Source organism: Methanobacteriaceae archaeon, from assembly GCA_030656015.1.
Lineage (GTDB): Archaea > Methanobacteriota > Methanobacteria > Methanobacteriales > Methanobacteriaceae > UBA349.
On the sequence record JAUSNX010000014.1, the window covers coordinates 117,248 to 130,063 of the forward strand.

The following is a 12,816-nucleotide window of genomic DNA, read 5'->3' on the forward strand; positions in this document are numbered from 1 at the left end:
GATTTAATGGATAAAAAACATTTTATTTCATTTATTTTTATTTTTCTGATTACAATTTCATTATGCTGTTCAGCTAGTTATGCAGATAACAGTTATTCCATACCTCTAATGAATATAGACCTTTTTGTGCTGGATGATGGAAGCATTCATGTTAAAGAGACGGTTCATTACTCTTTTCAAGGAACTTTTCACGGAGTATACCGAGACATTCCTTTAAATGGCCAGCAGGTCGAAAATCTGAAAGTTACCAGTAGTGGAGCATATTCCACGTATACTGTAACTAATCAAAGCAATAATGCGCATATAAAAGTTAACCTTTATTCTGATGCTGCGAAAAAAATTCCCATTACTGACAAAAGCGTTTATGTGACTTATGAGTACGATTTTACACATGTTATAAAATTCTACAATGATATTGCCGAATTGCAGTACAAATTAGTTGGTTCTGGGTGGAGCGTTGATATTGAAAAAATGGTGGCCAATATACACCTTAACTCAAGTAGTGGAGTTAAAATTTGGTTAAATCCTCCATATTATGCTGAAAATTCAGTTTGGCAAGGCAATGATCTACAAGTAACCAGTACCAACATCCCCACTGGAAATTATTTTGAATTAAGAATGCTTATTCCTAAAAGTCAATTCCTGGCCAATCCCACTAATGGGATTATAATAAATAAAAATGCAGCAGCAACCATAGGGCAAATGCAGGCCAATTACCAGAATCAATTGCACTTTAAACACTTGCTTTACTCATTTTTATCAGTTATATTGATTTTAGCATGTTTTATTCCATGTATTATATACTGGAAATATGGAAGAGAACCTAAAATTAATTATCAAGCCGAATACGAAAGAGACATACCATCCAATGACCCTCCAGCAATTGTGAATGCCATATGTGGACCTGGATTTTCAAAAAAGATTGGAGAACCAGATATGGATGGATTTAAAGCCACCATAATGGATTTAATTGATAGGAAGTATTTTACTATAAGCAGCAAAGATTCTGAAAAAGAAGGCTATGGATTAGAAGTATCCAAATCTATATTCTTTAATTTAAATCTATCTAAAGATCCTGAGAAACTCAATGAATTCGAATCATATGTTTACAACTTTTTAAAGAGTTTTGAAGAAGATGGAACCATATCACTGGATAAAATTTCCAGTAGCTTATCAAATCCAGAAGAAGCCAGAATTTTTAGTGGAACTTATTTAAATTGGAAAGGAGCTATTAAGGCCGAGTTTTTAAATGATGAAAAGCTTCAAGAAGTTTTTTTAAAGAAAGGAGATTCTTTAATAAAGATTTTTGGAACTGGTGGGATAATTGTGGCCATAATAGTCTTTTTTGTAAGTCTTTTTGATTTACCAGTTGCTGGAAGTGCCATGTTATGTGCCATAGCATTAGGAGTTGTGTCAGCAGTTTCTTTAATTCTACCTCAAAAGATTGGAGGGCAATGGACAACCTATGGAAAAGAATATGATGCCAAATGGCAGAACTTTAAGAAATATATAAATGATTTCAGTTTAATTAATGAATATCCTCCAGAATCAGTTAAAATATGGAACAAATACTTAGTATATGCCACTGCATTAGGCTCTGCCGAAGCAGTTCGTAAAGCCATGGAATTATCACTACCTACAGACCAATTAGAAAGTAGTGACATGTTCATGTTCCATTATTATGGTGGTTATTATCTATTAGCTTCTTCATTGGACATGGGAATGAGTCCTAGCTCAGCCAACGGTGACGTTGGCGATATTGTGGGAACTATTGGGGACATAGGTGGAGGATTTGGTGGTGGAGGTGGGGGAGCCTTTTAAATTACCACCATCCATTTATTCCTTGGAAATCAATATCTCCAACTTTTTAATTTCTAACTTTTTTCGAGTATCTAATAAATAAAATAAATTTATAAAATTAAAAAATAAGACTTCAACAAAATTTAAACAAATACTTAAACTTAAATCAATATTAATAAATTATTAATTATAATTCTGGAGTCAACCCATGGATCTTTTCACACATTTTCTAATTCCTTTCATTATTTTATTCTTTATAGGATCTAAATGGCCTATAGAAGGAAGTTTGGGTGGTACATCAGCAGATTTTGATTTTATTTTAATTTTTATAGGATTTTTGCTCCCCGAATTCTTCATTTTGACCCATAGAGGAATTACCCATTCATTTATTTTTGGATTTATGACAGCAGCAATATTCCTATACCTAGTAACCAGGCAACCAATCCAGGAATTTGTCAGAAAACTAATTAAAAGAGACATTAATCTAATATTCAATTGGAAAACCGTTTTATTAGCTTATTTTGGAGTATTAACCCATCTATTTTTGGATTTCTTGACTACTGGAGGTATTCCCCTCTTTTATCCATTCTCCATGGAACGTTTCAGTGCCCATCTCTATTATTACACCGATGCCCTGACCACCATAGCTGCTCTAGCAGTTTTGATTGTGTTATACCTTAAAATAAGCTGGAAGTACAAAAAAATAGCCATGGTCCTATTTGTAATTATGCTGGTTTCGTTTGGAGGCCTAAGATGCTATGAAAAGATAAATGCTACTCATGCTCTGGAAGAAAATTTAGAAGGAAATTTCACTCAAACAGCCACTTATCCTACTTCAAACATGTTTGTATGGCAAGGGGTTCTTATCAATCCTGAAAACCAAGAATATCAGCTTTACACATATAATGGACTTACAGGGAAAAAAACATTCCAGAGAAATTATAGTGGCCTTGTGATTGAAAATGGAACGTATTCCTCAGGAATTAACGCCATTAAAAAGACCAATTCTACGGTTGCAGCACAACGATTCATCTGGTATTCATATTATACTCCTATAGATGCTAAATTTGAGAATAATCAGTGGAAAATAACTTATTCCGACTTTTTGGGTGGTCATTATACTCCAAGCAACTTAACCATTTATGTTGATGGCTAATTGATTATTTGATGAAATTTTGAGGTTAAAATTATATAATTATTAGAATTAGTTATTAAAATTTATTTTATTTAAAAAAATTAAAAAATAAGATTTAAAATTTAAATTAATAAAAATTAAAGAACAATTTTTTTATTATATTAATTTTAAAGAAATTATAATCGTTTATTAAAAGCGTTTAGCCATTTTATATGACATATCTATGTGTTGTTGGGCATTATTAGTCCAGGGACCATGGCCCGGAAGTAAATATTCCACACTTATCTTTTGAAGCTTTTCCAGAGAATTTATCATATCCTCATAGCTTCCACCAATATCCATTCTCCCAATTCCGCCATTGGCAAAAACTGTGTCTCCAGATATTAAAATCTCACCATCGAATAGGCATATTCCTCCTCGAGTATGGCCCGGAGTATGAATTACTTCAAAATCAGCTACTTTATCTCCTTCTTGGAGTTTTTTGGCTATTTTTGTAGGTTCGGTTGATTTTCCAAACATATAAGCTGCTGTAGCCATACTATCTCCAGATTCCAGTGCTTCTGCATCTTCTTCATGGATCATAATATCCCCTGAGAAGAGAGAATTTCCACCTACATGGTCAAAGTGACAGTGTGTATTTACAATGGTTGAAATATCTGCGGGGTTAATTCCTGCCTTTAAAATCTCAGAAAAAACGTATTTCTTGTTTTCACCAGTTCCCGTGTCAAAAATAATGTCTCCAGCGACATAAATATTTGAATCATATCCTTTACCTTCAATAAAAGCCACATCATTTATTTTTTCCATATTTCCACCAGTAACTAAACTTAAAATTTCTAGAAAATCAAAATTGAGTTGACAAATCAATATCCTTTGAATACTGATATTATAATTAAAATGATATAAATCTATTTAAAAAGAGCATAAAATGGGGTCACCGGGATTTGAACCCAGATCCTAGGATTTCTCATGTCTCAGTACTCCAATTGATCATCATTGGGTACTTGAATACCTTCAGAGCGCGCTTTTCTTCAAAGACAACTGGAGTCCCAGATGATAGCCTGATTACACTATGACCCCTAATAATAGGTTTCCTAAAAATCAGATGATTCTCAAGATAATAATACAAGCCAAGGGAGAGATTTGAACTCCCGTGTAATGGATCTGCAGTCCACCGCTTCGCCTCTAAGCTACCTTGGCATAGTAACTAATTAGTAGATGAATTTAATATTTAAACCTTATGGTGATGAACAAGAATATTTCTAAATTTTATGTCTAATTTAATAAAAAATTAATATATAATTCCAAACCCCAGTTTATTAGCAAAATTTGAAAAAATAGCATATAATGATTGTAGGAGATGCACTAATCTAATTTATTAAGATGATTTTTTGTATATGCTGTGTAATTCTTTCAGTTTGGGGCTTTAAAATGATAAGATATGCTGACACCATACATATTGGTGCAACGATTATGCTATTTGCTTGATGGTATTTGGAAGTGATTTTAGATTATAAAATTTCAAATACAAAAAGAAGGTTAAGCTATTTTCTAATAAGTTCTAAAATTTATTTATTTTATCAAAAAACACGACAATACTATCCAGTTTACCAATTTTTCCACCTCAGTTGATTAATTATATTAAATTAGTTTATTCTTAATAAATGACAATGAGAAAAAAAGTAGATTATATTCAATTTAATTAATTTATTCCCATTTATTAAAATTTAACTTGTTTATCTTGGCCTAAAAGTTCATTAATCTCCAAACCTTTTTCTAATGCCAGGTCCAAATCTAAACGGTAGTTCCCATTTTTAGTTTGGAATAAATCATCAGGAGACAAAAAACGCCATTTTTTATACTTGAATTTAATTCCCACATAAGGTATGGCCCCAAAAATGTTAGAAAACTCGCAAAGGCCTTCTATTTTAGGAGAATCAATATAAATTCTGTCTTTAGTGGTTGTTTTCACCTCAATGGCCAGGTATTTTTCACCATTCCCTGCTAAAACATCAGGTAATGGTTTTTTTGTTGCTCCACCAGAGGCCGGTGCTCGCATAGCTGCAAATTTCTCTTCCCAAAGAATTCTAACTAAATCTCTTTCTTCTCTCGATCCTTTTTTTACCATAAAACTCAGCCAGCATTAAAAAATAAATTAGAAATTAATTCTCGTAATTATAAAATATTAAATGTAACTTTCAATTCTTTCTGCATTGAATGTTCCACTTCCAGATGGTTCTCTAATCCATTCAATAAACACATTTTTTACAATTATTTGTTTTTCTGGGAGAACAACATCCACAGTTACCCCCGGATGATAATATTTAGGTTCATCGGCTAAATAACGATTAAATGAACCTGTAAAGCGGTATTTATTTTTTACGAACCATTGAGTGAGATAAATCCCTTCCATGGTCCCTATTTGCTTGCCATCGGCTAAAACATTAGCACGAAAGCATCCATAAGTTCGTTCCATTTTTATCATAGGGATCTATCCTTAAAATTAAGCTTAGTCGATTTAATTATTTATTTTGTAAATTGATATAGTTATTGTGTATTTACTTATTAAAAAGATTATTAGTTAATTAAATCAAAATTTTATTTTAGAAAACCAAGCAAAAGTAATTAAAAACGTACATTATGGAAATTAGTTCGTTGAAAATTTAATAATTGCAGTTTTGATTCAAAAAGGCAACTGTAAATATGTTAAAAAGATATAAAAAATCAAAATAATTCAAATTATATCTAAAAAGAAGTAATCATGGGGCCGGGGCCGAGATTCGAACCCGAGTCGCGGGATCCACAGTCCCGTAGGATAACCACCTACCCCACCCCGGCACATTTTATAAAATTGAATTAATTTAAATCATGATTAGGATTCAATGCGGGGGCAGGGATTCGAACCCTGGTAGGCCTACGCCAACAGGTCCTAAGCCTGTCCCCTTTGGCCAGCTCGGGCACCCCCGCTAAGGAAAGGCAAACATCTATAAGATGCTATTAATCCATTAAATATCACCCAAAAAGTGCAATCTTTCAGAAATTTATCTATATAATTGTGAAAATTATTAAGATAAAACTCATCTGAAACGAAAAACTTCAAAATTATGAAAAATGCTCCGGCCGGGATTCGAACCCGAGTCTTCGGCTCGAAAGGCCGAAATGATTGGCCGGACTACACCACCGGAGCATGTGAATATAATATTAAATTTATTTTATATTAGGTTTGTTTTTATATATAAAGGCATACTTAAAGTGGGCCCAATGGGATTCGAACCCATGGCCGCCCGGTTATGAGCCGGGCGCTCTACCTGGCTAAGCTATGGGCCCAAGGACGCCGCCGACAGGGCTCGAACCTGTGACCAATCGGTTAACAGCCGAACGCTCTACCTACTGAGCTACGGCGGCACTTGCCAAGTAAAGCCTGTAAATCAAGCTTACAAACCAAAGCCCTATGTTTACAGCCTTCTAAAACATAGCCCTTTATGGGAGTATAATTAGGTTGATAGTCATTGTATATAAACGTTTTGGGTGCAGGATCATTTTTACAAATAAATCCTCTTTTCATCAGCTAAATTTCACTAAATTTTGCTTAATTCATAATAATATGGCTAAAAATGATACAGATAAATGGTTTTTAGCTGAAACTAAATTATTTTTTTAAATTCATTACAAGCTAAAAAGTGCAAAAATTGAAGCAGCCAGGACCATTATTAAAGGTATTATCACAACAATAGTAGCCATTTTACGAGTAGCAGATAATGCATAAATAATTGCAATAGCTGCCGCAATAACAATGGCTAAAATAGGTAAAATCCTGCCTAAAATCCCGGCCACAATTACCAAAATTAAGGCACCCACAATGACAATATTCCATTCAAATGTAACTTTTGGAGTCTCATAACGATTTTCCATTTTAGAAGGTCGTTCAGTATATGGTTGACTTTTTGAGTAAGACTCTTGAGATTTCAAGCGAGATTTAATGGGTTTAGATGGTTCTGAACGGGCCGAATTTAAAGGTTCGCCACAGTTTGAACAAAATTTGTTGCCATTTTTATTTTTTTCGCCACAATTAGAGCAATATGCCATAATTCCATCCTTATTATCAATATTATTTTTCATTAATTGATAATTAATTTAAGGTATGCTAATTTAATATGTTTTAAATGATGAGTATAATGTAAATACTTATTCCATCTATTTAATTTATATTCTATTATTTTATTCTATATGAATTCAAAAAAATACATATATTATCAAAATATGCTATTAAATAATTTTAATAATCTATTATTTTAATAATCTATTAAAAAATTAGAGAATTACTAAAAATTAATTAAATTAATTAAAGTCATAATTCAATGTTTATTAATGAAATATTTTGAATTTAAGGTGCAGCATGCAAGTTATAAAGAAATTAGAAGAGTTCAAAACTCTCGAACTAATGGAAAATGCCAATAAAATAACAGTTCAAGAACATGGTTTAGATATAACCTTAGAAAGAGCTATTTTCCTTTCCTGGTGGTGTGATAAAGGAGATTGTGCCTTCTGCTATATGAGCACTCAAAAACAAAATATTAAAGATCCTAAAACTGCCAGGCGAAAAGTTAATGCCATATTAGCTGAAGCAGAACTTTGCCTGCGCATGGGATGGAATATAGAATTTCTATCAGGAGGATACGGTTCATTTAGTACTTCAGAAATTAAATCTATTGCCCAGCAGATTTATGGCATAACCAAAAAACCAGTTTGGTTGAATATAGGAATTACACCAGATTTAGAAGATTATGGGGAAGAAATCGAAGGAATTACTGGTGCTGTGGAAATGGCCAATCCCCAAAAGCAAAAAGAAGTCTGTCCCAGCAAAAGTATAGAAAATATTAGTGAGATGCTGAATCTAGCCGGAGATTTAGGATTTAAAAAAGCCATAACCATTATTTTAGGCCTGGGCGAGACACCTTCCGATTTAAAATATCTTTTTGATCTTATTAATGATCTTAAAATTGATCGAGTCATATTTTACTCATTAAACCCCCATGAAGGAACCCCTTTTGAAAATAAATCCCAACCGGCATCACTATATTACGCAGGAGTAGTAGCTGCCACCAGAATAACATTCCCTAAACTTGAAATAATCTGTGGAACCTGGGTGGATAACCTGGCCAATATGGGGCCTTTGATTCTTGCAGGGGCTAATGGATTAACAAAATTTCCTCTTTTTAAAATGTTTGGAACCCGCTACGGGAAAAGAGTAGAAGAAGAAGTTCATTGGGCCGGTAAAAATCTTAAAGGAACATTTACTGACTTTGATCAGCTTTTAAATGGACCTCCCGCTGGTGAATTGGAACCCTATATAAAAAGATACATTGATATGTGTTTAAAAAACAAATCTTTAAATGAATAATATATTAAAATGAAATTAGTTATATTTCGAATACTTGAATGTCCAGATACATTATATCAAAATAAAATTTAAAATGAATTAAATTTCTAATAATTCATAGATATCACTTTAAAATTAATTTAATAAATTATCTAAAATAGTCATCTATAAATCAATTTCTTAATTAAAATATCTAACTTAAAATCTAATTTAAAATAATACTCAAATACCTTTCAACGTTGAATTTAAACGTTATAATCTGCAACAAGCAGATTTAGAGGAGGGATTACTATTAAAATGAAATGCGGACTTGAAATTCACGTTCAACTGGAAACTGATTCTAAACTCTTCTGTGATTGTCACACCAACTATCAGGATGCACCAGCAAATACCAATATTTGTCACGTTTGTTTAAACCAACCCGGTGCTAAACCATTCCCTACCAATGAAAATGCCCTAGAGGGTGCTCTTAAAATCGCCCTTATGCTGGATTGTAAGATTGCAGATGATGTTACTTACTTCATGAGAAAACATTATAATTATCCAGATCTTCCGTCGGGATATCAACGTACTTCAGTTCCTATTGGATATGAAGGAGATTTAAATGGTGTTAGAATAAGAGAAGTGCATATGGAAGAAGATCCAGGTCAGTACAAACCAGATTTAGGAATTGTTGATTTTAATCGTTCTGGAATACCATTAATTGAAATTGTGACTGAACCGGACATGAAATCACCGGAAGAAGCTCGAGCTTTCTTAAGGGAACTTATAAGGGTGCTGGAATACAGTGGTAATGCTCGTGGAGAAGGTACCATGCGAGCCGATGTAAATATTTCCCTAGAAGGTGGTAAAAGAGTAGAAATAAAGAATATAAACTCTATTAAGGGAGCCTACAAAGCACTTAAATTTGAAATGGTTCGTCAGAAAAATCTTATAACGAGAGGAGTAGAAATTACCCAGGAAACAAGAGCATTTCTGGAAGCTCAAATGATAACTGTTTCTATGAGACTTAAAGAAGGAGCTGAAGATTACAGATTCATTCCTGACCCAGATTTACCACCAATGCAGGCTAAAGAAGAACAAGTGGAAGTTATTAGGGAAAAAATGCCAGAACCACCACATATTAAAGTTAAAAGGTTCATGGCACAGTATAATATTACTGAAGAACCTGCCAAAGTTCTTACTTCAGAACTAGAACTGGCCGATGCTTTTGAAGAAGTAGTTAAAAATGTGGATCCACAGTTCGCCGCTCTTTGGATGAGGGACGAATTAAAAAGAGTTCTTTATTACAACAAAATAAGCTTTGCTGAAAGTGGAATAACTCCGCAACAAGTAATTGAACTGCTAAAAATGGTTCAAAAGAAAGAAGTGACTACTAAGGCAGGGCAGCGAATTATAGAGAATATGCCAAACAGTTCCAAATCTCCAAAAGAAATTGCTGAGAAAATGGGCTTAATAGGTATTGTAAATGAAGACGAAGTAATTCAAGCCGCTCAAAAAGCCATTGATGAAAATCCAGAAGCAGTTGCTGATTATCATGAAGGAAAATCTGCCGCTTTAAACTTCTTAGTAGGACAAGTAATGCGTTTTACTCGAGGAAAAGCAGAACCTGGCCGTACTGTAGAGCTTTTAAAAGAAATGTTATAATTTTTCGCTTTAGTCATTCCAAATACTGAAAATTTGATGTGGAAAAAGGCAGAATATTTATAATGGAGGAGTAATATGAGCAATAAACCTTTGGTTAAAGATTATATGACAAAAGAAGTTATTACAGTCCCTCCAGAAACTCCAAATGAAGATATAATTCAACTTATGAAAGATAGTGGTCACGATGGATTCCCCGTGAAAAAAAATGGGGCGGTTATTGGAATGGTCACTGCTTTTGACCTTTTACTAAAAGACAGGCAAAAATTAGTGCACGATATAATGTCTACCAATATAGTGGTAGCTGATCGAGATATGTCCATTAATGACGCTGCCAGAGTTATGTTTAGAATGGGAATATCCAGATTACCAGTTATTGATAAAAAAGGTACCTTAGTAGGAATTATAACTAATACTGACATAGTAAGATCTCACATTGAAAGATCAACACCCATGAAAGTTAATTACTTCAAAAAGACCCTTGAACAACTTTATGGGATTAAAACTGAAGTAAAGCGGATGAAAGTCCCTACACAGCGTCTTAGGCCAACTCAAGATAAAGTATACGCAGACGAGCTCCAAGGAAGAACATATGAACTAAAAAGAGGCTTAGCAGAACCTACAATTGTAGTAAAGACCGGTGAACGTTTTGTACTTGTTGATGGGCACCACCGGACCGTGGCAGCTCGCACTTTAGGATGTCAGGAAATAGATTCCTATGTTATTGATTTACAACAGGAATTAAAACTGGGCATGGAAAAAACAGCCGATTTAAATGGAATATTTTCTTTTGATGATATAGAAATCATAGATGATGCTCAGCATCCCCTGATAGCCATTACTCGCAGTATGAGAGATAAAAAGAGGAAGAAAAATGGCTAATGAAGATATAATACGAGAAATATACCAGATTTTAGAAAATCGTAGAGATAATCCCATTGATTCCTACACCTCAAAAATAATGCAAGATGATAAAAAAGCTGCAGAAGATAAAATACTGGAAAAAATAGGGGAAGAAGCAACAGAAGTCATCATAGCATCTAAAAATAATGATAATTTAGTATATGAATCGGCCGATTTGATTTTTCACACATTATTATTGCTGGTTTATAAAGGAATAGAACTAGATGAACTTTTAGATGAATTTAAAAGAAGAAGGAAATAAATAATTATTTTATTTGATTATTTTCTTTATTAATTGAAATCATTTCCAGGGTTCAATATTATTAAATTCTTATTTCATAAACTTCTTTAATTAAATTTCTTTTCGATTTTCTGGTTTTCATCAGGAAAATAAGTATTAATCAGTTTTTCTACTTCATTCAACCATTTTTCTCGTTCTTGAAGTGGACTGCTGGCCATTAACCGGAACATTTTTCGATAAAAGTTTTTTATACCACAGAAATCAAAAACACAGTCCTTCCATATCCGCTCTAGTGGATCACCAAACACTTCATTTTCCCTTTCTTCAGGAGTATTAGAAGTATTAAATACCATGGCCACTTTTGCTTTTAAAAGACCATTAGGAACTCCAGAACCATCATCGTCCTCATCAAACTCATAGGCCACTCCAGAGCGAAGTACACGATCAAGCCATCCTTTTAAAATAGCAGGTGGCTGGCCCCACCAATTGGGGTGGATAATTATTATTCCGTCAGCTTCTTTAATCTCTTTTCTATGTTGAATTATCATCCAATCAGATGTTTCACCAGTAGCCATTTCAAAACCTTCTAGCAAGGGATTAAATTTTTCATAATATAAGTCATGGGCCCTTAAATCATGCCCATTCTTTTTGAGAGTTTTTAAAACAGTTTCATAAATAGCATAGTTGAAACTTTTATTATGTGGGTGGGCCAAAATAACAGATATTTTCATATTATCACACAGTTTTTCCTTATTTAGACATATTCTCCATTAGGTAATTATTATTATGCATAAAAATAGATAATAATTTGTATATAACCTGAAAAAGATTATCAAAAAAGAAAACTTTTTAAAATTAACTTTCTTAAAATTATTTTATTCCCGACCCTTTAAAGAAGTTGTAAAAGAATGTTCCATCTTTTTGGGCAGATTTATATAAATCATCTATTCCTTTTTCCCATTGGCCATGATTTATCAGACCAGAATCAATAGCCTGGTTTTTCACACCTTCCACCATAGCAATTATAGTCTTTTTTATGAAACCATCCACCATTTCCGGCTTGCTCCCATCTACATAAACCACTCGGGGAGTTACATGAACATCTTTAAATCCTGCATCTTCTAAGAGTGGATAAATTCGTCTTCCAATCATAGGATCACCACCCAAATCCTCTTGAGCCTTGATTAAAGAATTCCAGGCCATTACGGATTCCTCAGTTTCTGGATGGAAATAGCAGGACCCATGATCACCTTCAATAACCGTAATAGAGCCTCCTTTTTTTAAATATTTTTTAAGCTCTTTGAGGGCTATTACTGGATCTAAAAGGTGTTCTAAAACAAAACAAATAAAGATATGGTCAAAACTTTCTTTTTCAAAGGGTAGTTCCATTATATCTGCCTGTTTAAACTGGACATTTTTAATTCCTTCTTTTTCAATTAAATTTTTTGCAGCATTTAATGATTCTTTTGAAATGTCAATAGAGGTTATACTCACATCTGGACTGTTTTTAGCTATTATAACTGTTTGGGCACCTACACCACATCCTGCCTCTAAAACTTTGCTTCCTGTAGGGAAAAAAGTATCATGATGAAGTATTTCCGAGAGTGTATCGGCCTGATCTTCCAGACGTTCTGATTCTCGCTTAGAATAACCATGCACATAATTTTTCATTAATATCACCTTAAATTTCAAAATAATTATTATTTATCAGTA

12 protein-coding genes and 7 tRNA genes are annotated in these 12,816 nt (G+C 33.3%); 6 read left to right on the top strand and 13 right to left on the bottom strand.

All coding sequences use genetic code 11. From position 1 onward, the window contains the following. The first annotated feature begins 6 nt into the window (after window positions 1-6). Window positions 7-1,821, top strand: coding sequence for a DUF2207 domain-containing protein (locus Q7I96_10215; protein MDO9627984.1), 1,815 nt, complete (start codon window positions 7-9; stop codon window positions 1,819-1,821). Window positions 1,822-2,008: 187 nt separating this feature from the next. After that, complete coding sequence (locus Q7I96_10220; protein MDO9627985.1) at window positions 2,009-2,956, top strand: metal-dependent hydrolase; 948 nt, start codon at window positions 2,009-2,011, stop codon at window positions 2,954-2,956. Between the two features lie 168 nt (window positions 2,957-3,124). Here the strand turns inward: Q7I96_10220 and Q7I96_10225 are convergent, their stop codons facing one another. The 11 genes from Q7I96_10225 to Q7I96_10275 form a co-directional block, all read right to left on the bottom strand. Then, the gene (locus tag Q7I96_10225; protein MDO9627986.1) at window positions 3,125-3,742 is read right to left on the bottom strand and encodes an MBL fold metallo-hydrolase; all 618 of its coding nucleotides are present in this window, start codon (window positions 3,740-3,742) and stop codon (window positions 3,125-3,127) included. 122 nt (window positions 3,743-3,864) lie between these two features. Further along, window positions 3,865-4,015: transfer RNA gene (locus Q7I96_10230), tRNA-Trp, on the bottom strand. A gap of 48 nt (window positions 4,016-4,063) precedes the next feature. Continuing rightward, window positions 4,064-4,135 (bottom strand) — tRNA-Cys (locus tag Q7I96_10235). Between the two features lie 520 nt (window positions 4,136-4,655). Further along, the gene (gene hjc / locus Q7I96_10240) at window positions 4,656-5,063 is read right to left on the bottom strand and encodes a Holliday junction resolvase Hjc (protein MDO9627987.1); all 408 of its coding nucleotides are present in this window, start codon (window positions 5,061-5,063) and stop codon (window positions 4,656-4,658) included. Between the two features lie 57 nt (window positions 5,064-5,120). Then, entirely contained in the window at window positions 5,121-5,420 is a 300-nt protein-coding gene (locus Q7I96_10245) for a hypothetical protein (GenBank protein ID MDO9627988.1), read from the bottom strand. A 277-nt stretch (window positions 5,421-5,697) separates the two neighbouring features. Continuing rightward, window positions 5,698-5,773: transfer RNA gene (locus Q7I96_10250), tRNA-His, on the bottom strand. Between the two features lie 45 nt (window positions 5,774-5,818). After that, window positions 5,819-5,902: transfer RNA gene (locus tag Q7I96_10255), tRNA-Leu, on the bottom strand. Window positions 5,903-6,047: 145 nt separating this feature from the next. Further along, a tRNA-Glu gene (locus Q7I96_10260) sits at window positions 6,048-6,122 on the bottom strand. 66 nt (window positions 6,123-6,188) lie between these two features. Further along, window positions 6,189-6,262, bottom strand: a tRNA-Ile gene (locus Q7I96_10265). A gap of 5 nt (window positions 6,263-6,267) precedes the next feature. Beyond that, window positions 6,268-6,340: transfer RNA gene (locus Q7I96_10270), tRNA-Asn, on the bottom strand. Window positions 6,341-6,601: 261 nt separating this feature from the next. Further along, complete coding sequence (locus Q7I96_10275; protein MDO9627989.1) at window positions 6,602-7,021, bottom strand: zinc-ribbon domain-containing protein; 420 nt, start codon at window positions 7,019-7,021, stop codon at window positions 6,602-6,604. Between the two features lie 310 nt (window positions 7,022-7,331). Here Q7I96_10275 and Q7I96_10280 point away from each other — a divergent pair, with 310 nt between their 5' ends. The 4 genes from Q7I96_10280 to hisE all read left to right on the top strand — a co-directional run bounded on the left by Q7I96_10280 (window position 7,332) and on the right by hisE (window position 11,124). Beyond that, window positions 7,332-8,336, top strand: coding sequence for a radical SAM protein (locus tag Q7I96_10280; GenBank protein MDO9627990.1), 1,005 nt, complete (start codon window positions 7,332-7,334; stop codon window positions 8,334-8,336). Window positions 8,337-8,612: 276 nt separating this feature from the next. Then, window positions 8,613-9,962 carry an Asp-tRNA(Asn)/Glu-tRNA(Gln) amidotransferase subunit GatB gene (gene gatB, locus Q7I96_10285; protein MDO9627991.1) on the top strand — a complete coding sequence of 450 codons (1,350 nt, stop codon included), beginning with the start codon at window positions 8,613-8,615 and terminating at the stop codon, window positions 9,960-9,962. Window positions 9,963-10,037: 75 nt separating this feature from the next. Continuing rightward, window positions 10,038-10,841, top strand: coding sequence for a CBS domain-containing protein (locus Q7I96_10290; GenBank protein MDO9627992.1), 804 nt, complete (start codon window positions 10,038-10,040; stop codon window positions 10,839-10,841). Then, on the top strand, window positions 10,834-11,124 hold the full coding sequence (gene hisE, locus Q7I96_10295) for a phosphoribosyl-ATP diphosphatase (protein ID MDO9627993.1): 291 nt from the start codon (window positions 10,834-10,836) through the stop codon (window positions 11,122-11,124). Before Q7I96_10290 ends, hisE begins: the two co-directional genes overlap by 8 nt. 86 nt (window positions 11,125-11,210) lie before the next feature. On the opposite strand, the gene Q7I96_10300 is transcribed toward hisE, so the two are convergent. Both Q7I96_10300 and Q7I96_10305 read right to left on the bottom strand, forming a co-directional pair. Then, entirely contained in the window at window positions 11,211-11,834 is a 624-nt protein-coding gene (locus tag Q7I96_10300; protein MDO9627994.1) for an NAD(P)H-dependent oxidoreductase, read from the bottom strand. 139 nt (window positions 11,835-11,973) lie between these two features. Next, window positions 11,974-12,774 carry a methyltransferase domain-containing protein gene (locus Q7I96_10305; GenBank protein MDO9627995.1) on the bottom strand — a complete coding sequence of 267 codons (801 nt, stop codon included), beginning with the start codon at window positions 12,772-12,774 and terminating at the stop codon, window positions 11,974-11,976. Window positions 12,775-12,816: the final 42 nt, after the last annotated feature.